This is a genomic window from Acetobacterium sp. KB-1 (assembly GCF_003260995.1).
GTDB classification, from domain to species: Bacteria; Bacillota; Clostridia; order Eubacteriales; family Eubacteriaceae; genus Acetobacterium; species Acetobacterium carbinolicum.
On record NZ_CP030040.1, the window covers coordinates 3,299,567 to 3,323,432 of the forward strand.

Sequence of the window (23,866 nt, forward strand, 5' to 3'; positions counted from 1 at the left end):
TGATTCTTCTTAGAAAAGTGTTATACTTATATAACAATAATGGAGGGACTGAAATGGGGTTTCTATTTGAGAATTTAAAACACTATCATAGCAATATAAAAATAGTAGCGATAAACGAACACTGTACCGTTTATGAATTTTTTGCAGAAAACGGAAAGGGAACCATGACAAGCTATGAGGTCTTTCCGGGAATTGAGCTGACCTATAATGACTTTAAGATGGGGGAGTGTTTTGACAATCGGTATCCCAAAAAAAATGTCATGGAAATCAATCATTGTAATCAGGGACGTTTTGAAACGGAATTGCAGGATGGATCCTTTGTTTATTTGAAAGAGGGAGATTTTTCCGTCAATATGTTAGGAAGGCGGACAAAAAATTCCAGTTTTCCGCTGGAGCATTATTACGGCATTTCGGTGGTGATTGATTTAGAAGCGGCCAAAACACTTTCGAATCATTTGATGGAGGATATCGAAATCGATCTTTATGCGTTGCGGGAGCGGCTCTGTTTCGGGGATCATTGTTTTATTATGCGGGCTACGACAGCGATTAATCATATTTTTTCGGAGCTTTACACCGTTCCGAATGAAATTAAACGGGGGTATTTTAAATTAAAAATTTTGGAGCTGTTTTTGTTTCTTAGCACCGTTGATGTCAGTCAGAATTTTGAGGTGCCGCAATATTTAAGTCGTGTTCAGGTGGAGTGTGTTAAACAGATCAAGCACTATCTGGTTAGTCATCTGGATCAGCAATTTACCTTAAATGAGCTTTCGCGCCAATTTGGTATTTCATTAACGGCCATGAAAACCTGTTTTAAAGGGGTCTATGGCACAACCATTTTTTCTTTTGTCCGGGGCTATCGCATGCAGATTGCCGCCCAGATGCTCTTAGAAGGAAAAGAAAATGTCACTGAAATTGCCGGGCGAGTGGGTTACAGTAATGCCAGCAAATTCGCTGCCGCCTTTAAAAAGGAGTTGGCCGTATCACCAATGCAATATAAAAAAAATTGTCTAATTGGAGTCGGAAGCATCCGGTTGGAGTAGAGAAGGGGAGATAGAATGCATATAATCAGCCTTGTTAGGAATTCCTAACAAGGCTGTACTTTTTGGAAAAAGAAAGGATAAACGTATGCACACAGAAAAAAAGAAGTTTATTTTAAAAAGGTTTACTCCCTATATGGGAAGAAAGAAAGTGCTTTTGCCCGTATCGCTGATCTTGTCAGGCTTATCAGCGGTGCTTAATATTGTACCTTTTGTGTTTGTCTGGTTCATTACCCGGGAGCTGTTGTTAAATCCGCAGATGACCCAGCTGAGCAATATCGATTTTTATGCCTGGCTGGCATTGGGGTGCGCCATATTGGGCGTGGTTATTTATTTTTTGTCGTTGTTAAGCTCTCATCTGGCGGCTTTTCATGTCGAAATCGGAATGCAGAAGCTGGGTATGGAAAGAATTATGGCCATGCCGCTGGGCTTTTTTGATCAGCATTCCAGTGGGAAAATCAGAAAGATTGTCAATGATGGTGCCGCCACAACCCACGGCTTTTTAGCCCATCAATTGCCGGACATTGCTGGCAGCGTGGTTTCTCCTATTGTACTGATCGTACTGATTTTTACGGTCGACTGGCGGATGGGTTTGGCTTCGATGATTCCGATTATAATTGGTTTTATCACTATGAGCTTTATGATGAGCGATAAGGGCAAGGAATTTCAGAAGCGCTATTATGATGCCCTGGAAGAAATGAGCTCGGAGTCGGTGGAATACATTCGCGGCATTCCGGTAGTGAAAACCTTTGGTCAAAGCATTTTTTCGTTTAAGCGGTTTTATGACAGTATTGTTAAATATAAAGAGATGGTAGCGGCCTACACCCGACTCTGGCAAAAACCGATGTCGTTTTATACCGTGGTGATGCAGTCGGCCGTTTTTTTTCTGATCCCGATGGCAATTTTGCTCATTGGCAGAGGGGATAGCCTGCCGATGGTGTTGGCAGATTTTATTTTTTATTTATTGCTCACGCCGATATTTTCGATGCTGCTAATGAAATCCATGCACTTTCAGCAAAACACCATGATTGCCGAACAGGCCATCGATCGGTTTGATCACCTGATTCAATATCCGGCAATGGCGGAGGCAAAAAAAACCGAACGCATCGAAGAATACAGTCTGGAATTTAAAGACGTGGTGTTTTCCTATCAAGGGGCCGATAAAAAAGCCATTGATAAAATCAGTTTTAAATTAAAACCAGGAGAAACCATGGCTTTAGTTGGGGCCTCTGGTGGCGGAAAAACCACGATTGCCCGGCTGGCAGCCCGGTTTTGGGATGTCGATGCGGGGGAAGTGCTAGTCGGCGGAATTAATGTCAAAGCGATTCCCAAAAACGAACTAATGGATAAGATTGCTCTGGTTTTCCAGAACACCAAGCTTTTTAAGGCCACATTAAAAGAAAACATTGTCTTCGGGAAAGAAGGCGTTAATAGCGAAACAATTAACCGTGCCATTGATTTATCGCAGTCGCGGGAAATCATTGATCACCTTCCCGGGGGTATGAATACCGTGATCGGGGCAAAAGGGACCTACCTTTCCGGCGGTGAGCAACAACGGATTGCGATTGCTCGGGCCATGGTCAAGGATGCGCCGATTGTGCTGCTCGATGAAGCCACTGCCTTTGCCGATCCGGAAAATGAGCATTTAATCCAGAAAGCCCTTAAAGCCTTGAGTAAGGGAAAAACAACACTGATGATCGCTCACCGCCTGACCAGCGTTCAAAATGTGGATCGGATTCTAGTGATTAACAATGGTCGAATCGTCGAGCAGGGCCGTCATCAGGACTTGCTGGAGCGAGGCGGTTGTTACCGAAGAATGTGGGATGAATATCAACAAACCGTGGCGTGGAAAATCGACGCCCGCAGTGCAAACAATGGAGGTCAAGATGATCAAATACTTTCAAAATAAATATGCCATGTCGGAAAAAGGGGCTAGCGATTTTTTTAAGGCCATAATCTGGACAATTGTTATGGAATTTTCCTTTATGGCACCGGTGGTTCTTGGCTTTATCTTTTTAGATGAATACATGCAGGTGCTGTTATCACCAGCGACTTCACCGCAAAACAGTTTAATGTATTATGTGATCATGGCGGTGGTATTTTTCCTGGTGATGTTTGCGATCGCTTATTTTCAGTACCGCTTGGCCTACACCAAGATCTATGAGGAAAGTGCCAAAAGTAGGATCAATCTGGCTGAAACACTGCGCAAGCTACCGCTGGCTTTTTTTGGAAAAAAGGACATTGCCGATTTAAGTTCAACCATCATGGAAGATGCAACCCAGATTGAAACCCTTTTTTCTCATGCGGTTCCCCAGATTTATGCCTCTGTGATCACAATTATGGTGATGGGGATCATGATGTTTTTCTATAATTGGCAGTTATCCCTGGCAGTTTTCTGGGTTGTGCCAGTGGCGGCGCTGGTTTTTTATTTGTCCAGAAAATACCAGAGTACGGTGCACAACGAGCTTTATCAGAGTAAAAGAGTGATTTCAGATAAGATGCAGGAAGGGCTCGATTCCGCTCAGGAAATAAAATCCTACAATCAGGAAGCGACCTTTTCAAAAGAACTGGGGGGATTGCTTGATCAACTGGAAAACGACATGATTAAAGGGGAGCTGTTAACCGGGGCGGCCATTAATCTTTCCTATGTGCTGCTTAAGCTGGGGCTTCCTAGTGTGATGCTATACGGGGCCACGCTGTTAGCCCAGGGCACGATCAACGTTTTTGCTTATCTGGTTTTTATGGTCATTACCGCTCGGATCTATAACCCGATTATGGATGTGATGAATAACCTGGCCCTGCTCTTATATCTAAATGTCCGCATCGACCGGATGAAAGAGATGGCCCAGATGCCCAAGCAGGAAGGAGTCACCGCATTTAATCCGCAACACTATCATGTCGAGTTTAAGAATGTCGGTTTTTCTTATCAGGATGATATAGAAACCTTGAAAGATATCAGTTTTACCGCCCGCCAGGGAGAAGTCACCGCTCTGGTGGGACCCTCCGGCGGCGGAAAAAGCACCATTGCCAAGCTGGCGGCACGCTTCTGGGATATTGAAAAAGGGGCCATTACCCTGGGTGGCAATGACATTTCCCAGGTTGACCCGGAGGCCCTGCTTAATCATTATTCGATCGTTTTTCAGGATGTTACCCTGTTTAATTCCAGTGTTCTGGAGAACATTCGCCTGGGAAAAAAAGATGCCTCTGATGTGGAAGTTTTTAAAGCAGCCCAACTGGCCCAATGCGACGAGTTTGTCAAGCAACTGCCTCAGGGTTATGATACCTGGATCGGGGAAAATGGCGAAAAATTGTCCGGCGGCGAACGCCAGCGAATCTCGATTGCCCGGGCGATTTTAAAAGATGCACCGATTATTCTGCTCGATGAGGCAACCGCGTCCCTGGACGCTGAAAATGAAAGCAAGATTCAAAGTGCCCTGGGCGAGCTGGTAAAAAACAAGACCGTGCTGATTATTGCCCATCGCATGCGAACTGTTTTAGGGGCCGATAAAATTGTGGTCATCAAGGATGGCATGATTGCTGAAACTGGAAGTCCTCAGGTACTTAAAGAGAAAAAGGGCATCTTTGCAACCATGCTGACGGCCCAATATGAGCGATAGTTGTTTAATACAAAATAAGAATCAAAAAAAAGCGCTGCATTGTACAATGCAGTGCTTTTTTTACGGCTATTCTATATCGGTGGAGGAATCTTCTACAGCAATGGTTTTAATACCAAAGAAAAACCCTAAGTACCAGACTGATACACCCCAGTAACAGATACAAAGCCTTTTTCATTTGCTTACCTCAAGACTTTTTTAAAAATAGTCGGTAACTTTTATAGTTGGTGCCGGATCGCCGCAAGACGATCGGTTTATCACGCGTTCAGGTTGGGAAAAGACGCCAATAGCACTCGTTCAAAAAATAAAAAGCGTGCAACATGAGCGAATTCATGCCGCACGTTTCTCAATTTTTATCAATCTCTAATCCGGCCACAAATCCGTCGATCAGATCCATATGCTGAGACATGGCAAAGGCCGCATTAAGGGGTTCTTTAGCTTTTAGGGCATTGAGGATTTTACGGTGTTGCAAATCAATCACCGGGCCGCGTTCCTCATCTGTTAAGATGGCAATTCGAATATCTTTGATCAACGCTTCAATCAGTGTTGCCGACGATAATAAAACGTTATGAATCATCTTGTTTTCCGAGGCCATGGCAATCTCATAGTGAAAGCGCTTGTCCAGTTCTGCCCGAATAGCTTCATCGGTTTCAGTTTCAATGGCATCGCAGAGTTTTTCAAGACTGGCAAAACGTTCAGGGGTCATTTTTTTTGCCGCCAGTTTGGCCGCCTCGGTTTCCAGCGCCCGGCGGAGCTCCTGGACCTCTCTGAGCTGACCATTGCTCAGCCAGAACATAATGGTCAGGGGCTGGGTCAGGGTATCTTCAAAATCCTCAGCAATAAAATTGCCTTCACCCTGCTGACAGACCACCAGACCAATCATCTCCAATGCGCGAATGGCTTCACGGATGGTGGCCCGGGATACGCCTAATTGCTCGGCCCATTGCCGTTCAGAGGGCAGTCGGTCACCGCTTTTTAAATTACCTTTGACAATATTTTCTTTAATTTGCTCGTAAATCTGCAAATATATTTTGGTGTGTGCAATTTCTTTAAACATCTAAACACTTCTTTTCATTCAATTTTATAAAAGTCATAATACATTATTATACCATAGCCGGTTTTAAAATTCAAAAGGATAAAAAAACGGAACGTAAAGTTTTTTTTGAAAACGTTATTTTAACACTTGACAAGGATTTACGAAACGCATATAATGGCAACAGGTTAGTGGTCTGACCACTAGACCAATGATAGTAGAATTTTATCAAATTTTATCAGAATTTTTGTCAAGCGGTTTATGAATGGGTTTAAGAGGGTTTAACAGGTAACAGCGAAATTTATAATGAGCGATCAGTGTCTTGCTGCCGCTTGCAAAAAAAACGGCAGCAAAAAAATTTCGCATGGATAATGATGTGCATAATTAGGCATTTGCAAAACGGAACACAAAGCTCATGAGTCACTTACAAATGTCAATTTAATTTATTTTATGGAGGGTGAGTATGAAAATACTGGTATGTATCAAACAGGTTCCTGGAACGTCCAATGTGGAAGTGGATCCGGAAACAGGGGTCCTGATTCGGGATGGGGTTGAATCAAAGCTGAACCCCTATGATTTATATGGCTTGGAAACGGCATTTCGTTTAAAAGAAGAATTAGGCGGTACGATTACGACCTTGTCAATGGGGCCGATGCAAAGCAAAGCGGTGCTTTTTGAATCGTTTTACATGGGTGCCGATGAGGGATGTTTATTATCAGACCGAAAATTCGGTGGTGCCGATGTAGTAGCGACGAGCTATACATTAGCCCAAGGTGCTAAAAAACTGGGCGATTTTGATCTGATCATCTGTGGCAAGCAGACCACCGATGGTGATACTGCCCAAGTTGGCCCGGAAATGGCCGAATTTCTGGGAGTTCCCCACGTTACTAATGTGATCAAAATTCTAGTTGCCGATGAAAAGGGACTGACCCTGCAAATGAATATGGAAGAATCCCTGGAAATCCAGCGGGTACCATACCCTTGCCTGATCACCGTTGATAAGGATATTTATACCCCGCGATTACCTTCTTATAAACGCAAACTGGAAATCTCCGAAAATCCCGAAATTAAGGTGTTAACGCTAAAAGATATGTACGATAACGACGAAAAAAAATATGGACTCAGCGGCTCTCCTACCCAGGTAGAACGGATCTTCCCACCAGAAAGCAACGTGCAAAAAACAAGCTTTTCCGGTGATGGCAAGGTTCTGGCAGAGGCACTGATGGGAATTTTAACCGAAAAAAAATATTTAGGAAAAAATAGTTAGGATAGAAAGGAAAAAATCATGGCAGGAATTAAAATAATCAAAGAAAATGTCGATCGCGAAACCTTTGAGGCACTGGCAGAAATTTGTCCCTTTGATGCCTTCTCATATGAAAACGCTAAATTAGAAGTTACCGCCGCTTGTAAGATGTGCAAGATGTGTTTAAAAAACGGACCAGCCGGCGTGCTAGTACTGGAAGAAGATCAAAAAGTTGCCATTGACAAAAGCCTGTACCGCGGTATTACCGTCTATGTGGATCACATTGAAGGCAAGATTCATCCGGTTACTTTTGAGTTGATTGGTAAAGCTCGGGAATTGGCAGCAGTTATCGGGCATCCAGTGTACGCCCTATTTATGGGCACTAATATTGAAGAAAAAGCCAATGAACTATTAAATTACGGGGTCGATAAGGTGTTTGTTTATGACCAACCGGAGCTCAAAGATTTTGTTATTGAACCTTATGCTAATGTATTGGAAGACTTTATTGAAAAAGTTAAACCGTCTTCTATCTTAGTCGGTGCCACTAACGTGGGACGGTCATTAGCGCCACGCGTGGCGGCCCGCTACTGGACTGGCCTCACCGCCGACTGTACCATTTTAGAAATGAAAGAGAATACCGATCTGGTTCAGATCCGGCCAGCCTTTGGTGGTAATATCATGGCCCAGATTGTTACTGAAAACACCAGACCGCAGTTCTGTACCGTTCGTTATAAAGTCTTTACTGCGCCAGAATTAGTCAAAGAACCATGGGGAAGTATTGAAGTGATGGAAATAGGAAAAGACAAACTGATCTCAGCCATCGAAGTACTGGAAGTAATTAAAAAAGAAAAGGGTGTCGACCTGTCTGAAGCAGAAACCATTGTCGCCGTTGGTCGGGGTGTGAAATGTGAAAAAGATCTGGAGATGATCCGTGAGTTTGCACAAAAAATCGGCGCTACCGTGGCCTGCACCCGTCCCGGAATCGAATCCGGATGGTTTGATGCCAGGTTGCAGATTGGCCTCAGTGGCCGAACCGTTAAACCCAAACTGATCATCGCCCTGGGTATTTCTGGTGCCGTTCAGTTTGCTGCCGGGATGCAGAATTCGGAATATATCATTGCTATAAATAACGATCCCAAGGCACCAATCTTTAACATTGCCCATTGTGGCATGGTGGGGGATTTATATGAGGTCCTGCCAGAACTTCTAAAAATGATTGACGAACCCGAAAGCATGGAAGCAGGGAAAACCCTGGCAATGCCTGAAGCCATAGAAACACCAGAAAGGATGGTTATCTAAAATGAATTATAAAAAAGTAGAAGCAGCGCATATTGCTTTTTTAAAGGATCTGATTCCCGCCGAACGGATCTTTGTGGGTGATGAAATCGGCGAAGATTTTAGCCATGATGAGCTGGGCAGCATCCATTCCTATCCGGAGGTGCTAATCAAGGTAACCTCAACCGAAGAAGTATCAAAAATCATGAAATATTCCTATGAAAATAATATTCCCGTGGTGGTCCGGGGCTCCGGCACCGGGCTGGTCGGGGCATGTGTACCGCTGTTTGGCGGGATTATGCTTGAAACCACGCTAATGAACAATATTCTCGAGCTGGATACCGAAAACCTGACCGTGACGGTTGAACCCGGGGTATTGCTAATGGAACTGTCCAAATTTGTAGAAGAAAGTGATCTCTTTTATCCTCCCGATCCCGGTGAAAAATCCGCCACCATTGCTGGCAATATCAGCACCAACGCCGGTGGTATGCGGGCCGTGAAATACGGTGTTACCCGGGATTATGTAAGAGGCCTGACGGTCGTGCTGTCTAACGGTGAGATCATCGAATTAGGAGGAAAAATTGTTAAAAACAGCTCGGGTTACAGCTTAAAAGACTTGGTAGTCGGCTCCGAAGGAACCCTTTGTGTGATCACCAAAGCGATCCTTAAATTGTTGCCCCTGCCCAAGATGACCTTAAGCCTGCTGATTCCCTTTGATAATATCAGCGACGCTGCCGGGATTGTCCCCAAGATTATCAAATCCAAGGCAATACCCACCGCGATTGAATTTATGGAACGCCAAACGATTCTTTTTGCCGAAGATTTCTTGGGGAAAAAATTTCCGGATTCCAGCAGTAATGCTTATATTTTACTAACCTTTGATGGCAACACCAAGGAACAGGTCGAAGCCGAATATGAAGTAGTCGCTAACCTCTGTTTGTCTGAAGGGGCCAAAGATGTTTATATTGTCGATACGGCTGAACGTAAAGAATCAGTCTGGTCGGCACGGGGTGCCTTCCTCGAAGCCATTAAGGCATCCACCACCGAAATGGATGAGTGCGACGTAGTCGTACCCCGAAACCGGATTGCCGAGTTTATTGAATTTACCCATGATCTGGCTCGGGAAATGGATGTTCGGATCCCCAGCTTTGGTCATGCCGGTGATGGCAACCTGCATATCTATGTATGCCGGGACAAGCTGGGTCAAAAAGAATGGGAAGCTACACTCGAAGAAGCGATGGATCGGATGTACGCCAAGGCCCTGACGTTTAGCGGACTGGTTTCTGGTGAACACGGCATCGGCTATGCCAAACGAAAATATTTGCTTAATGATTTCGGAACTGAACATCTGGCCTTGATGGCCGGGATCAAGCAAACCTTTGATCCCAAGAATCTGCTGAATCCTAAAAAAGTCTGTCAGATGTAGGTGAATCATGGATAACTTGTTACTATTCTTTGTTGCACTGATCCCGGTGGCCTGGCTAATTGTTTCCCTGGGGGTCTTAAAGATCCCCGGGCAAAAGGCCTGTCCCATTGCTCTGGCAATTACCGTTGTTTTAAGTATTCTTGTCTGGCAGATGCCAGTCATCGACAGTCTCACTGGCGCCCTTGAAGGGGCCGCCATGGCCCTCTGGCCAATCTTTCTGGTCATAGTCGCTGCTGTTTTCACCTATAACCTGGTGACCCATACCGGTGGTATGGAAACGATTAAAAAAATGATGAGCTCGGTTTCTACAGACCAGCGGATTCTGGTATTAATTCTGGCCTGGGGTTTTGGTGGTTTCTTAGAAGCGATTGCCGGATTTGGCACCGCCGTCGCCATTCCCGCCAGCATTCTAGCGGCCCTGGGTTTTAACCCCGTGTTCGCCGCCATTATTTGTCTGATTGCCAATACAACTCCCACTGCCTTTGGCGCCATCGGTTTGCCGGTGAGCACCCTGGCATCAGTTACGGGGCTTAATGTAAACGATTTGTCTTTTACCATCGCGATCCAGCTTTTTGTTATGATTGTGGTTATCCCTTTTATCCTGGTTATGATTACCGGGAAAAGCGTGAAAGCTTTAAAAGGAGTTTTCTTTATTACCCTAATGGCCGGATTATCTTTTGGTTTACCGCAGATCTTTGTGGCCAAGTACTTAGGTGCTGAATTGCCGGCGATTGTCGGATCGGTAATCTGCATGGGTGTGATGATTTTGATGGCTAAGGTCTTTTATAAGGATACCGCGGCTAAAGATGCAGAAAAAATCGCCGTAAAAACGGCCGTCATGGCCTGGCTGCCATTTATTCTGGTATTTGCCATTATCATTCTCTGTTCATCCCTGTTCCCGATGATAAACGGGTTGTTAAAACAAGTCAGTACGACGGTTCAGATCTATACCGGAGCCCACGGCAAGCCGATGACCTTCTACTGGTTGGCCACCCCGGGAACCTTGATTATTATCGCCACCTATTTGGGCGGACTGATTCAAGGTGTTAAATTCGGAGAGATCAGTACGATTCTAGGAAAAACGGTTAAACAAATGTTTAAATCGGCGATTACCATCATGTCAATTGTGGCCCTGGCCAAGGTGATGGGTTACAGTGGTATGATCGGGGTTATTGCCCAGATTCTAGTACTGGTTACCGGCGATTTTTATCCTCTGATTGCCCCACTCATCGGTGCCCTGGGAACCTTTGTTACCGGTAGCGATACCTCAGCCAATGTGCTTTTCGGTGGGCTTCAGGTCGAGGCCGCCAACGCCATTGGCATGAGTCCTTACTGGTTGGCCGCGGCCAATACCGCTGGTGCCACCGCGGGTAAGATGATCTCGCCTCAGAGTATTGCTGTCGCGACTGCGGCTACCGGCATCATCGGCAGCGAAGGAAAGATTCTTCAGGCAACCCTGAAGGTCTGTGCCATCTACGTTTTAATCATCGGACTGGTGGTTTATTTCGGCGCCCCACTAATTGAAGGGTTACTAAGCACCTTTGGGTAAAGGTAAGAAACTTAATAAAGATCGTTAGTATAAGTTGTCTTTATTGACAAACTTGGAAGTTGAGACACTAGGGGGAGTAACCCTCTCTAGTGTCTTTCGCCTAATCAGAAAGGATAAGACCATGGAAATTGGATTACCATATGGAAAAGCAAAACAGATTGTAAAGCTGGATAAGTCCTGTCTCAACGACATTCTCGTATCCAAAATTGAAGACTACCATCCCGAACAATCCCAAACCGAGCTGGTGGCAGCGGCGATTCAAAATCCCGTTGATTTGCAAAAGCTACGCCAATTGTCGATTGACAAAAAAAAGGTTGTCATTATTGCCAGTGACCATACCCGGCCGGTACCCAGTAAAATTATTATGCCGCTGATGCTTAGTGAAATTCGTAAAGGAAATCCCGAGGCCGAGATTACCATTTTGATTGCCACCGGGTTTCATCGGCTGACCACTCGTGAAGAACTGGTGGGTAAATTTGGCGAGACGATCGTTGATACAGAGAAGATTGTGGTCCATGATTCAGGCGATGAAAGCAGCCTGGTAAAAATTGGCACGCTGCCTTCCGGTGGCGAGCTGATTATCAACAAGTTGGCCGCCGAAGCCGATCTGCTGGTTTCTGAAGGTTTTATTGAACCTCATTTTTTTGCCGGCTTTTCGGGCGGACGAAAAAGCGTGCTGCCGGGAATTGCCAGTCGGGTCAGTGTGTTGGCCAATCATTGCGGCGAATTTATTGCCCACCCCAAAGCCCGCACCGGCGTCATTGAGGGAAACCCTCTCCATATTGATATGCTCTATGCCGCCAGAACGGCCAAGCTGGCCTTTGTCGTCAATGTGGTGATCAATTCTGAAAAAGAAGTGATTCATGCCGTAGCTGGGGATTGTGATGCCGCCCATATCAAGGGCCGGGAGTTTCTGGAAAAGCTCTGCAAGGTTCAGGCCACCCCCAGCGATATTGTCATCACCAGCAACGGTGGTTATCCTCTGGATCAGAACATCTATCAGGCGGTAAAAGGCATGACTGCTGCCGAAGCCGCTGTCAAGCAAGACGGGGTGATCATCATGTTGGCTAAGTCCAACGATGGCCATGGCGGAGAAGCTTTCTTTAACACCTTTAGAGATGAGAAAGACCTTAAGAAGATGCTTAATGGCTTTGTCAATACCCCCCGAGACGAAACCATCCCCGATCAGTGGGAGGCTCAGATTCTGGCCCGGATTTTATTAAAAGCCAAGGTGATTTATATCTCAGCAGCACCGGAAACAATGATTAAAGCGTTTCAAATGACTCCGGCTAAGGATGTCAATGAGGCTTTGGCGCTGGCCAGAGATTACTTAAAAAATGAAGAAGCAACAGTTACAGTGATCCCGGATGGGGTGGCGGTTATTGTGGAATAACGAAAAGCAAACTAAGAAAACAATAATAAAAAAAAGATGACATTTCGGTGTCATCTTTTTTAGGGTTTTAGCTGGATATGCTAATTAATGCACTATCTTGCTACAGAATGCCAGGGCCTTATAAATTGGATTGGCATGCAGCTATCGATTACGATCAATGTTTATGATTCGAAAGATGAACAATTGTAGGTCTCGGAGAAATGGCCGCGGATCTTGTTGGTGCTGTAGATGATTTGCAAAAGCTGTATAATAGTTTTGAGTATGAGAACAACTTTAAGAGCATATCCTGTTGGGTGTGCTTTTAGCTTTTATCATGGGAAATAATAAAGTGGATAGACGTAAGCAGCGTGGCGAAAAAAGTGATTTCTGCTAGCCAATTAAGTAGTTGAGGCGTATAATTATAAAATAGTGTCAAAGCTGACGGAAAGTAGTGCGAGCATTGCAAAAAAAGGAGAAAACAATGAGTAAATTCGCTGTCATTGATACAGAGACGACTTGGGGTGATGCAGTTATGTCGGTTGGGATTGTTATCGCCGATACTGTAACCTTTGAGTTGGTCGACAAACGATATTACATCCTCACACCGTTTAAAGATCACGGCGGGATGTACACATACGCACTGTATGCCAACGGCATCAAACCTGACCTTGAGTGTTCACGGGAAAAGGCAATGGCCGAATTGCGGTATTTTCTTTCAGATCATCAAGCCACGGCGATGTTTGCTTACAATGCCACGTTTGACCATCGTCATCTGCCAGAATTAAAACATCTTGCCTGGTATGACATTATGAAGGTGGCGGCATATCGACAACACAATCCCAGCATTCCTGATTGTGCCGAATGCTATGGCACCGGCAGATTGAAGCGCGGCTACGGCGTGGAGAGCGTATACCGGATGTTAAGTGCGAAGTCAGAATACTGCGAGTTGCACAACGCTTTAACGGATGCGATCGACGAGTTGACGATTATGAAGTTGCTTAACCATGAAATGAGCAAGTACGCCTTGGCGAGGATATAAACAAGCAAGAAAACACTCAAACCAATTTCTGATATGAAGATACGCAATAATATAGTATTAATTAAAGCGAAAAAAGGTATGGCTATGCGAGAAACGCATCTGATTCAAAATCGGCCGTCGTTTCGCCCGAACAAGGCAACTGTAAGTTGGTTCCGATGAAATACTTGTCATCGAAGGGATCCATAAATGTCAGGACTACCAGTATTTTTGGTGATGACTATCAGAGACGGGACAAAACGCAATGGGCTAAATAGAGACCGAGTGAAAAGAGTAAGGCAATAAAGATATTGACAGTAAAAACGGTGTTTCGTCCGAACCACGCAATTATCAGGAATACTGGGAAAGATCCCAAAACGAGTAAAACAGTCGGCCGATTATTGTGAAAAAGGTTTCCGATGGTGAAAGAATTTTTCATAATAAAGTTTACAATTGCGAAGGCTGCAACTAAAGCAATCAGCAACGAAACGATTAAACCAGACGTAATGGAGATGTTAAAATTGAGCGGTTCGCCAACGATGAGATTGTGGATCAAAACAAGGGTTTCGTTTGCCATTATAATATTGATGGCACAAAAAATGGAAAGACTAAGGAAAACAGTGTCAAAAAAATCGATCACTTTTTCCTTGTTGCTTTTTGGAGGAAAACTGGCGATGATCTCATCGCAGAAGGTTTTGTAATCCGTTCCGATGACAGTTTGAATATTTTCGCCTCGTTCCTGTGCGGATAAGACCATTTCGAGTAGATCCTGTCGAATGATTTCCTGATTATATAAAGAGATACCGGCACCACGCAGATAGCAGACAATATCCGTCATGGCGGGTTCGTTTTCGGGATCAAGCAGTTTATCCAAGTCATTGTTAATACGATTCAGTTCGTGTGTGCGTTTATTCATGTTTTTGTCCTCCATTTTGAAAAAGCTGATTAACCGCATTTTCCAGCTCTTTCCAATTTGCAAAAAAAGATGTCAGGGCAATTTCTCCTTCAGAAGAAATTTGAAAATACTTTCGCTTTGGTCCCAGAGAAGATGCCCGGTATTGGGTTGTTACCAGTCCGTTCTTTTCCAATCTTAACAACAGGGGATAGATCGTTCCTTCAGAAATGTCCTGAAAGCCATATTCTTGGAGGGCTTGAGAAATCTCGTAGCCATAAGTTTCTTGATAACTGATCACTTTGAGAATGCAACCCTCTAGGGTACCCTTAAGCATTTGCGATGGGATCATACCGGTTCCCCCCCCTTTCGATGCTATTATGCATTACAAGTTACTATCTACATGGTAATACATAATAGCTGAATTGTCAAGAAAGAATACAGTTTGAAAATGAGATGTTCGATAGATAGCGGCTGGAGAGTAGAATTTCTACTCAGCTGTGAAAATATTTATAAAATCATTGGAAAATGAAGTATAATGACAATAGTGAAGTTGTAGCATCAAAGACGGAGGTGTCGTATTAATGGGTTTATTCAATATAGGTAGTCTGGTATTAGGGTTGGTGGCTTGGGTTCTGCCGATTATTAACCTATTGAAATATAGAAATAAGACTCAAAATAGTTGGCCGATGCGCTCTATTTTGAGTCTTAGTGCTTGTGGGATTGCGATTTATTTTCAGGTGATTTACAATCATTATTTGGTTAAGATTGAGGATTGGTCGGCGTTAATGGATACCGCTGGCGCTGTAAATTTTGTAGCCGGAGTGCTACTTGTGGTAACGATTTTATTAAATGGGATTACTTTAGTAATGTATACTAAAGATCGAGGTAAAAAAACTAAAAAGGTCTTATAAACTCCCCTTGTAGGAATCGACTGGTCCATCTAAAAGTAAAAATGACTTTAATTTTATAGCAAAGACAACAGCGTCTGGATGATTGAAAATTTCTGTTAGTTCCCCATGATCCTTGACTAAATTCGCCTTGATATTTTGGGCTTCAGAATTTGCCAGGGGTTGGAATAATCCTTCAAAAGTAATCGAGATGATCTTTTCTGTAGCGGAAGTGCCGAGTTTCTGACGGGTATCAACTAAGACACTAACCCGGGGATTAGTCAGAAGATTCTGATACTTCCGGGATTCCCGGGTGGAAACTAGATAAAGAACACTAAGATCCTCCATCAGGAGATAGGTCATCAATGAGCAATAGGGTTTTCCATCTGCTTCAGTACATAAAACACAAAGAGAGTTTTCGTGGAGAATACTTTTTAGTTTTGCTAACATTTTAGCGCCTTTCTTCAGCTCGAAGGAAGTAACAGGTAACTGGATAGGCTATACTTAACTGGACAGATTTACTAAGGTCATATAAACTAAATCCATAAAATGAAGGAGAACCAATATGACCAGAAGAGAACGCCGAATTTTTACAGATGAATTTAAAAATCAGGTCGTCCAATTATATTTAAACGGAAAACCCAGACATGAAATTATTAAGGAGTATGAATTGTCAGCTTCAGCCTTTGATCGTTGGGTGAAACAGCATCAAAACTCCGGATCATTTAAAGAAAAAGACAACCGCAGTGATGAAGAAAACGAGTTAATCAAATTGCGCAAAGAAGTCCAACAATTAAAAATGGAAAACGACATCCTAAAGCAAGCAGCGCTGATCATAGGACGAAAGTAGAAGTCATCCAAGCGAATCAAGACAGATACTCGGTATCAGCAATGTGTAAAGTCCTAAAAATAACACGAAGCACCTATTATTATGAGTCTAAAACCCGAAAATCAGAAGATGAAAAAAAACTGAAACAGGATATTACCGACATTTTCAAGGCTAGCAGGCGTAATTATGGCACGCGTAAAATCAAAAAAGAACTGGAAAAGAAAAAACAGATTGTATCACGCCGACGGATTGGCCGAATAATGAAAGAACTGGGCCTGGTATCGACCTATACAATCGCTCAATTCAAAGTTCATAAAACACCGGTAAACAATGATAAAATCCAAAACGAAGTTAATCGCCAGTTTGATGACAGAGAGCAGCTGGAAGTAGTTGTCAGTGATCTTACCTATGTTCGTGTTGCCGGAAAATGGAATTATGTATGTATTCTTCTGGATTTATACAATCGCGAAATTATTGGTTACAGCGCAGGCGCGCAAAAAGATGCCATGCTTGTTTATCAGGCTTTTGCAACGGTCAAATACAGACTGGATAAGATATCAATCTTCCATACGGATCGTGGAAATGAATTTAAAAACAATATTATTGATGGGATCATCGATACGTTTAATATCAGACGTTCATTGAGTCAAAAAGGTTGTCCGTATGACAATGCCGTTGCTGAAGCTACCTTTAAAGTTTTTAAAACTGAATTTGTGTATCCGAATACGTTTGACTCCCTGGAACAGCTAAAACTGGAATTGTTTGATTATATTCATTGGTATAATCACATCCGAATTCATTCGTCTCTTGATTATATGACGCCGATTGAATTCAAAACAGCAGACCTTAAAAAAGTTGTCTGAAAAAGTGTTGACAATCCAAACCCTTCCTTTTAACTGATTAAACAAATTTCAACTAGTTGATTAAAATGTTTGGGAAACTCAACCTTACATCTTATTATATCAGATATCGGACGCATTTTTCTGTCGAATTCTGTTATTTATAAGGTTAATACGAAAATGCTATTATTTTCTCGTTCACGGTGCACTAGGAGATGGCGGTTTCCAATTTTTAGCTGCTTTCTCATGGAGAACAACACCTGATGATTGACGTTGGTGCCCGAAAGCTTGTGTTAACAGTCTGAGGGCAGTTAATCATCCGTTTGGTAATGGTGTCGACTACACAGATTAATTCTTGCCAAAACTGACTGAACTCACGGAAATACAACTTTTTCATACTATTTTAAAGGTGAGGGAAAGTGAAACGCTATATTAACGACTTCAAAAGTGTCACTCAGGATCACACTGAGGAAGAGAAACTAACCCCCGCAAATCAACCCTGAGAATCAACCTTTCGGTTGATTTTCTTTTTTTTGTTTTCCGATAGAATAAAGACAAGAACATGACAGGAAAGGAAAAAAAGAAATGAACGCGATTGTATCCGTAAATAAACTAAAAAAAAGCTATGATCAAAAGCAGGTTGTCAAGGAGATATCATTTGAAGTCCAAAAGGGGGAGATTCTGTGTCTGCTGGGGCCCAATGGGGCCGGGAAAAGCACAATCATCAACATACTATGCGGTATTTTGGGCCATGATGGTGGCGAGATGTGCTACCAGGGGAAAAACATTAGCGGTTGTCTGAACCAATTCAAGCGAAATCTGGGGGTCGTGCCCCAGGATCTGGCTATTTATGAGGATCTCAGTGCCGAGCAGAATGTTCGCTTTTTTGCATCCCTTTATGGCTTAAAAGGTCGTGAGCTTGACGAAAAGATCACTAAAGCGTTGGATTTTTCGGGTCTGCTGGAAAGCCGAAAAGACAAGGCCAAAACTTTTTCCGGCGGGATGAAACGGCGGCTGAATATTGCCTGTGCCATCGCCCATGAGCCGGAGCTGTTGATCATGGACGAGCCGACAGTAGGAATTGATCCCCAGTCCCGGAATCATATCCTCAGCTCCATCAAAAAGTTGAGTCAGCATGGGATGACCATTCTCTATACTACCCATTATATGGAAGAGGTCGAAGAAATCTCCACCCGAATTCTGATTATGGACAGTGGCACGATCATTGCCGAAGGCACCAAGGAAAGTCTGAAAGAGGATATCTTTGATGAACGGCAGTTTATTATGGAAATTGAAGAAGACCATGACTTGAATGTGGATGAATTCTATAAAATTGAAGGCATCAAGAAAGTCGAAAAACAGGCTCAAACGTTAACCATTACGACCCTGAAGAACATTGAAAACCTGGATAAGATCATTGCGCTGGTGATCACCAGCAAGACAAAAATCCGCAATCTGTTCTGCCGAACCGCCAGTCTGGAAAATGTCTTTCTCCGTTTAACCGGAAAAAGTCTAAGAGATTAGGGGGTAAAAATAATGACTGCGATCAATTTAAGAAACCTTTATTTAATCAGCCGGGAAGATTTCAAAAACCTGTTTAAAAATCCGATGTGGCTTTTTTACAATCTGGCTTTTCCATTTTTACTGATTGTCGTGTTGGGCTTCCTGCAAAAAGACAGCTACGGCGGGGCGGTGAGCGCCTTTGATTACTATGGTATTACCCTGATGATCTATACGGTTATTTCCAGCGGGATGACCTCGGCCAATGCCTTTATGGAAGTGACGATCCGCAAACCCAACATGCGGATTATTTACGCTCCGGGAAATGAACGATTGATCTACCTGTCCAAGATCTTTTCATCATTTTTATTCTGTTTGCTTTGTCATCTTGCGGTTGCGGTATTGACGTTTACGATTTTTAAGATCCAGGTGGATGCCGTTCCCCAATTGTTAATTCTTTTGGTTTTGACGGAGCTCTTCTCGGTGAGTCTGGGCGTGATGTTTTGCTGTATTTTTAAAACCGAAGCCACAGCAAATCAGATCCTCAGTATTGTTATCAATATCTTTGCCATTCTGGGAGGGCTTTTATTTCCCATGGATGGCTACGGAGCGGTGGTGCGAAGTCTTTCTTATCTGTCACCAGCTAAGTGGTTGGCCAATACCAGTTTTGCGATGATCTATGATCACAATTATGCCTGGTTCTATCCCACGGTAATGGGGCTGGTTGTGGCCACCATTGTCGTTTTCACTATTTGTGCAAAAACATTCAGAAAAGAGGATTGCATATGCTAGCAGTATTTAAAAACAATTGTAACCGACTCTGGGAAGAAAAAATGTATCTGGTGATCTCGTTGATTTTAATGATCGCGGCCATATCAGCCGCGATTCTGCTGACAACCCGCATCGAAACAAAGGGTAATATCGCCCTGGTGGTACCCAATCAGCAGGTATTATCGGAGCACGAGTCGGCCTTGATGGCGAACCCTTATTTTAATGTGACGGTTCTGGACGTGGCACCGACAACTTCAGCATTGGTGCAAAGTCGCTATGATGCCGTCATTACGATCACAGCAGATGGCACCGATGCGATCACCACCATCAAAAATCCGGCTTTCAAAACGATGGTTGAAACAGCGCTTGCGAACCCGACTGGTTTTGTCCCGGACACCAGTCAGGCCCGACAGACCGGAACCAATATTCTGGGTTTTATGATGATGTTTCTGCTCATTCAGGGAGTGCTCTATGCCCGGTTTTTTGCCGAGGACAAGGAAAAGCATCTTATCAGGCGCATTGCCATGTCGCCAATTCCGTTTATTCACTATATCCTCGGGCAGGGGATGTTCATCTTTTTCATGATTGCCGTACCCAGTTTTCTGGTTTTGGGGGCAGCAGCCCTGATCGGGATCGAGATAGGTTTTTCACTGCCACTTTATGCCGGGCTCATTGGCATTCTGGCATTGCTTTCCACGGCCTTTGCGCTATTTCTGAATTCCTTCTTTGATGTCGCCGATACCGCCAACATGTTGGGCTCCGCCATCATCATCCTGACTTCCATCCTGGCCGGTTCTTTTTATTCGCTGTCAAAAGAGGCCACCTTGTTTGACAAATTGCTGCACCTGCTACCACAAAAAGACTTTATCAATTTTGTCAATGCGCTGGAAAAAAGCGACCTCAGTCAGAGCACCTATTACCAACTGGTTTATGTGGTGGTTTTATCGGGAGTCTTTCTGGCCATTGCCATAGTCAACACCCGCAAAGATTATCGTTACAGTTAATCGGTAGCTCTGAAGCGGTCTTGACGGTGGGGTTATTAAAAAGTAAAATGATATATAAGTTGAATTAACATTTATGTAGGGGCGATTATTAACGACCAAGGGGTCAGACCCTCGTCCGCACAGTGCACAATTTCCAGTTCAATTTGCAAAATTCTTTAATCAAACATAGAGCAAGTGATAAATTGCGCGATTATATGGAAAGAAAAAATGCTTTTGAACTAGCAAGCAAATGACACCATGGAGGTGAAACCCATTGGATTATGCCCAGCCGTTTAGTTCCATCAAACATAAAATGCCGGCACCACGAAAGAATTATCTGATCAGAGTTCAGTTGTTCAGGCAACTCGAACAGTTGTCCGATTACCAGGTGGCCATTGTCAAAGCCGGAGCCGGCTGCGGGAAAACCACCCTGTTGTCAAGCTTTGCTATTGAACGGGAAATTAAAAACCTGAAGTGGGTCACGTTGGATGAACATGCCAATCAGGTCTTTGTATTCTGGAATTATCTGATTAATGCTCTCAGCGACTTGATGGATGAACAAACCGATTGCCAGAATCTCCTTGACAGCAATATGCAAAAGGAGATGCTTTATCAGATAATCCCATATTTTCTGAGTCGCTTGAAGACCGATGAAGAAATTGTGCTGGTGCTGGATGAGTTTCAAATCGTGGCGGATCATTTTTTAGTATCTACCATTGACTATTTCATTGAAAATATGCCGGATCAGCTGCATCTGGTGTTGCTGACCCGAGAAATGCCACCCCTTTATCTGGGCCAACTGGCGATTGAGAACAAGCTGTTGTTGATCGAAGAGGACGATATCCGTCTCACTGAAAAAGAAAGTCGAGACTTTCTGGTGGAGACCTTACAACTTAAAAAAGATGAAGATACGATTTCTGCAATGATTCAACTCTCCGAAGGGTGGATCGGCGGCCTGCAATTGCTGGCCATTTCTGAAAAATATGGAAGCTTTCCCACCATCGGGAGTATGAAACTGTCGGATCGGGTTTTAAATGAATATATAACCAAAGAGATTTTTGGTTATTTGTCTGAAGATCAACAACAATTTCTTGTCAAAACCGCGATACTCCGCTATTTCAATGGCAACATCTGCAAACTGTACCTGCCGCAAACCTCATTTATCCCGATGATGGAAGCCATCCTGGGGAAAAATCTTTTTGTTATCAATATTGACGAAGTTGCCGGGATCTATCGTTATCACGCCATTCTGGCGGAATACCTGAAAAGCTTGTTTGAAAAACAGGCGGAGGCCACTAAGTACGAACTCCATCAATTGGCCGCAACTATTTATGAAAATCTCGGGGATCATGAAGAATGCCTCCATCATCTGTTTGAAATCAAAGCCTATGAAAAGATCATGGCTTTGATTCTCAAAATGCCGCAGACCGCCTTGACTTTCTCTTATCTGATGAAGGTGCCGATGGCGGAAATTGGCAAAAATCCGGATTTTGCCTATCAGTATTTTTTCTATTATTATGCCAGTGTGGACGAAGAAGCCTGCAAAGAGATTTACACTTTTATTAAAACAAATCTGAAAACCGAGAAGTCTTTTGCGGCCTTCCGGCGATCCAATCTCTTTTACAGCAGTGAGTGGGATTTCCGGGCCGCTGAAATTTTGTCCCTGGAAGAGATCAGGAAGCTGCCGCTTAATCCGATTACGATTGCTTTTCTGCTGATTAAAGAAGCTTATTTTCTGTATGCCAATTCCCAGTTTCACGAGGCCATTGTCTACCTGGAGGTGGCCGAAGAAGTTTATCAGAAAACCGGCAACATCTATATCGGTTTTTTTGTGCGTACGGAAAAGGCACAGATCTATGAAGACCTGGGAGAGTTTAATCGTTGTCAGGAGCTTTATCGGGAAGTTGAAAAAATGATCGGCCAGGTAAAATCCTTGTGCTGTTCTTACTATATTGGCATTGCCGGGGTTTATATCCGTCAGTTGGCTCTGGAACAGGCCTTTGAAATGCTGGAAAACACCCGAAAAATGATGGCTAATCTGCCGACCAACATCCTCCGAGCCTATCAGTATACGCTGGCCGAATATTATTATATCATTGGAGAAGATAATAAGACCGAAAAGTTGCTACTGGCAGTCATTGGTCAGGAAGCCTTTGAAAACAGTTATTTTTCAGCCCGCTTATTGCGCTATCCCATCTATCGGGGGCAGCATCCGGAACTGGCCCGAAAGTTTGTCGAAATCTATGAAAACTCCAAGGATTTCGTGGAGAACATGGACTGTGAGCTGCTTTATATCAGTATTTTGTTTGAACAGGGGAAGCGGGAACAGGCGTTTTGGTTGGTTGAAAACCTGATCGCTAAAGCCCGAAAAATGCAGAATAAGCTAAAAATTGTGGAGGGAGATTTACTAAAACTGCGACTACTGGTTACGACCAATGGCGATCAGCGGGTTATCCAGAATCTCTTTATTGAGGCGGTCTCCTATGCCACCGAAAACTGCATCGCTAATCCTTTCTGGTTTGAATACCAATCGGTGATGGCTGTTTTTAAGGAAGGGCAGACAGTATTTAAGAATGAGTTCTCTAAAGAAGCTTATAGTTTTATCGTCAGGGTGCTGACAGCTGATCCCAAGTGCGGCCTTTCAGAAAAAACGAAAGGCCCAGCAAAAAAGCAGATCGACGCATTGACTCAGCGGGAAAAAGAAGTGCTGGCGGAACTGGCAGAGGGTTGTACCAATTTACAGATTGCAGAAAAACTGTGTGTATCGCTGGCCACTGTTAAAACTCATATCAATAATATTTACGGCAAGCTGGAGGTCAATAACCGGGTGGCGGCAGTGAATAAATCAAAAGCGATTTAAAACTGCGAATTGATAAAAATTCGTAGTTTTAGAAAGCAGATATCAATAAAGCCCAAATATCAGAAATTAAAAACACCCATTGACTAGTTAGTCATTTTATTGTATAATCGCATCAGCAAGCTCAGGAGGCAAAAATGGATAAACGGGAAAGAATATTAAAAGCCGCATTAAAACTTTTCAACCAATATGGCTTCGATAATACCCCCACGGCACGAATTACCAAAGAGGCAGGAGTCGCCACGGGAACATTGTTTAATTATTTTAAAAGCAAGGAAGAACTGATTAATTTTCTTTATTTAACCTGCAAAGAATCCTTGAACCGACGCTTATCCTATGGGCTTGATCAGGAGACCACCTATCGAAGCAAGCTTAAACGGATTTATATAAATTACATCGGTTGGAGCCTTGATCATACCAATGAGTTCCTGTTTTTTCAGCAGTTCTGCAATGCTTCTTGCATCGGCGAAACTACCCGAAAAGAAGGATTAAGTAAGTTCAATAACATTATAGCGTTGGTTTCTGAAGGGATTGAGCAGGAAATTATTAAAAATGTCAATCTGGAATACATGAGCAATCTGCTGATGGGGATTCTCAATGCGAACAGCTATTATTTTATTAATAATCCCAATTTGGTGGCCGAAGACGAGTTTTTAGAAGCCTCGTTTAATTTTTTGTGGGACAGTATTAAAAAGTAATTTTTTTAAAAATGAATGACTAATCAGTCATTTTACTGGCTGT

20 protein-coding genes are annotated in these 23,866 nt (G+C 43.4%); 16 read left to right on the top strand and 4 right to left on the bottom strand.

Annotation, left to right across the window (positions count from 1 at the left end):
* The first annotated feature begins 53 nt into the window (after positions 1-53).
* The 3 genes from DOZ58_RS15195 to DOZ58_RS15205 all read left to right on the top strand — a co-directional run bounded on the left by DOZ58_RS15195 (position 54) and on the right by DOZ58_RS15205 (position 4,654).
* Complete coding sequence (locus tag DOZ58_RS15195) at positions 54-1,040, top strand: AraC family transcriptional regulator (protein ID WP_111889073.1); 987 nt, start codon at positions 54-56, stop codon at positions 1,038-1,040.
* Between the two features lie 85 nt (positions 1,041-1,125).
* The gene (locus DOZ58_RS15200; protein WP_111889074.1) at positions 1,126-2,946 is read left to right on the top strand and encodes an ABC transporter ATP-binding protein; all 1,821 of its coding nucleotides are present in this window, start codon (positions 1,126-1,128) and stop codon (positions 2,944-2,946) included.
* Positions 2,924-4,654 carry an ABC transporter ATP-binding protein gene (locus tag DOZ58_RS15205; protein WP_111889075.1) on the top strand — a complete coding sequence of 577 codons (1,731 nt, stop codon included), beginning with the start codon at positions 2,924-2,926 and terminating at the stop codon, positions 4,652-4,654. The genes DOZ58_RS15200 and DOZ58_RS15205 overlap by 23 nt, the downstream gene beginning before the upstream one ends.
* Positions 4,655-4,997: 343 nt before the next feature.
* On the opposite strand, the gene DOZ58_RS15210 is transcribed toward DOZ58_RS15205, so the two are convergent.
* A complete protein-coding gene (locus DOZ58_RS15210; protein WP_111889076.1) occupies positions 4,998-5,708 on the bottom strand; it encodes a FadR/GntR family transcriptional regulator in 711 nt (236 codons plus the stop codon).
* 439 nt (positions 5,709-6,147) lie between these two features.
* On the opposite strand from DOZ58_RS15210, the gene lctB reads away from it, so the two are divergent.
* The 6 genes from lctB to DOZ58_RS15240 all read left to right on the top strand — a co-directional run bounded on the left by lctB (position 6,148) and on the right by DOZ58_RS15240 (position 13,588).
* Positions 6,148-6,951, top strand: a complete 804-nt coding sequence (gene lctB, locus DOZ58_RS15215) for a lactate dehydrogenase subunit LctB (protein ID WP_111889077.1) — start codon at positions 6,148-6,150, stop codon at positions 6,949-6,951.
* A gap of 18 nt (positions 6,952-6,969) precedes the next feature.
* On the top strand, positions 6,970-8,226 hold the full coding sequence (lctC, locus tag DOZ58_RS15220) for a lactate dehydrogenase subunit LctC (protein WP_111889078.1): 1,257 nt from the start codon (positions 6,970-6,972) through the stop codon (positions 8,224-8,226).
* A 1-nt stretch (position 8,227) separates the two neighbouring features.
* Positions 8,228-9,628: a lactate dehydrogenase subunit LctD gene (gene lctD, locus DOZ58_RS15225; protein WP_111889079.1), complete on the top strand. Its 1,401-nt coding sequence runs from the start codon at positions 8,228-8,230 to the stop codon at positions 9,626-9,628.
* A gap of 7 nt (positions 9,629-9,635) precedes the next feature.
* Entirely contained in the window at positions 9,636-11,177 is a 1,542-nt protein-coding gene (locus DOZ58_RS15230) for an L-lactate permease (protein WP_111889080.1), read from the top strand.
* 121 nt (positions 11,178-11,298) lie between these two features.
* Positions 11,299-12,570 carry a nickel-dependent lactate racemase gene (gene larA / locus DOZ58_RS15235; RefSeq protein WP_111889081.1) on the top strand — a complete coding sequence of 424 codons (1,272 nt, stop codon included), beginning with the start codon at positions 11,299-11,301 and terminating at the stop codon, positions 12,568-12,570.
* A 460-nt stretch (positions 12,571-13,030) separates the two neighbouring features.
* Positions 13,031-13,588: a hypothetical protein gene (locus DOZ58_RS15240; RefSeq protein ID WP_111889082.1), complete on the top strand. Its 558-nt coding sequence runs from the start codon at positions 13,031-13,033 to the stop codon at positions 13,586-13,588.
* A 220-nt stretch (positions 13,589-13,808) separates the two neighbouring features.
* On the opposite strand, the gene DOZ58_RS15245 is transcribed toward DOZ58_RS15240, so the two are convergent.
* Both DOZ58_RS15245 and DOZ58_RS15250 read right to left on the bottom strand, forming a co-directional pair.
* The gene (locus DOZ58_RS15245) at positions 13,809-14,480 is read right to left on the bottom strand and encodes a hypothetical protein (protein WP_111889083.1); all 672 of its coding nucleotides are present in this window, start codon (positions 14,478-14,480) and stop codon (positions 13,809-13,811) included.
* Positions 14,473-14,808, bottom strand: coding sequence for a PadR family transcriptional regulator (locus tag DOZ58_RS15250; protein WP_111889084.1), 336 nt, complete (start codon positions 14,806-14,808; stop codon positions 14,473-14,475). Before DOZ58_RS15250 ends, DOZ58_RS15245 begins: the two co-directional genes overlap by 8 nt.
* A 232-nt stretch (positions 14,809-15,040) precedes the next feature.
* Between DOZ58_RS15250 and DOZ58_RS15255 the strand changes: the two genes are divergently transcribed.
* Positions 15,041-15,370: a hypothetical protein gene (locus DOZ58_RS15255; RefSeq protein ID WP_111889085.1), complete on the top strand. Its 330-nt coding sequence runs from the start codon at positions 15,041-15,043 to the stop codon at positions 15,368-15,370.
* Here DOZ58_RS15255 and DOZ58_RS15260 read toward each other — a convergent pair.
* Positions 15,365-15,796 (bottom strand): pyridoxamine 5'-phosphate oxidase family protein, encoded by a 432-nt coding sequence (locus DOZ58_RS15260; protein ID WP_111889086.1) that lies wholly within the window; start codon positions 15,794-15,796, stop codon positions 15,365-15,367. The genes DOZ58_RS15255 and DOZ58_RS15260 overlap by 6 nt on opposite strands.
* Positions 15,797-15,911: 115 nt before the next feature.
* Between DOZ58_RS15260 and DOZ58_RS15265 the strand changes: the two genes are divergently transcribed.
* The 6 genes from DOZ58_RS15265 to DOZ58_RS15290 all read left to right on the top strand — a co-directional run bounded on the left by DOZ58_RS15265 (position 15,912) and on the right by DOZ58_RS15290 (position 23,823).
* A protein-coding gene (locus DOZ58_RS15265) for an IS3 family transposase (RefSeq protein WP_111886419.1) occupies positions 15,912-17,038 on the top strand; the annotation gives its coding sequence in 2 pieces (ribosomal slippage) (positions 15,912-16,161 and positions 16,161-17,038; 1,128 coding nt in all).
* 561 nt (positions 17,039-17,599) lie between these two features.
* Entirely contained in the window at positions 17,600-18,538 is a 939-nt protein-coding gene (locus DOZ58_RS15270) for an ABC transporter ATP-binding protein (protein WP_111889087.1), read from the top strand.
* Positions 18,539-18,550: 12 nt separating this feature from the next.
* A complete protein-coding gene (locus tag DOZ58_RS15275; protein ID WP_111889088.1) occupies positions 18,551-19,306 on the top strand; it encodes an ABC transporter permease in 756 nt (251 codons plus the stop codon).
* Positions 19,300-20,289 (top strand): ABC transporter permease, encoded by a 990-nt coding sequence (locus tag DOZ58_RS15280; RefSeq protein WP_111889089.1) that lies wholly within the window; start codon positions 19,300-19,302, stop codon positions 20,287-20,289. Before DOZ58_RS15275 ends, DOZ58_RS15280 begins: the two co-directional genes overlap by 7 nt.
* 253 nt (positions 20,290-20,542) lie before the next feature.
* Complete coding sequence (locus DOZ58_RS15285) at positions 20,543-23,128, top strand: LuxR C-terminal-related transcriptional regulator (protein WP_111889090.1); 2,586 nt, start codon at positions 20,543-20,545, stop codon at positions 23,126-23,128.
* A 134-nt stretch (positions 23,129-23,262) separates the two neighbouring features.
* A complete protein-coding gene (locus tag DOZ58_RS15290) occupies positions 23,263-23,823 on the top strand; it encodes a TetR/AcrR family transcriptional regulator (protein WP_111889091.1) in 561 nt (186 codons plus the stop codon).
* The last annotated feature ends 43 nt before the right edge of the window (positions 23,824-23,866 follow it).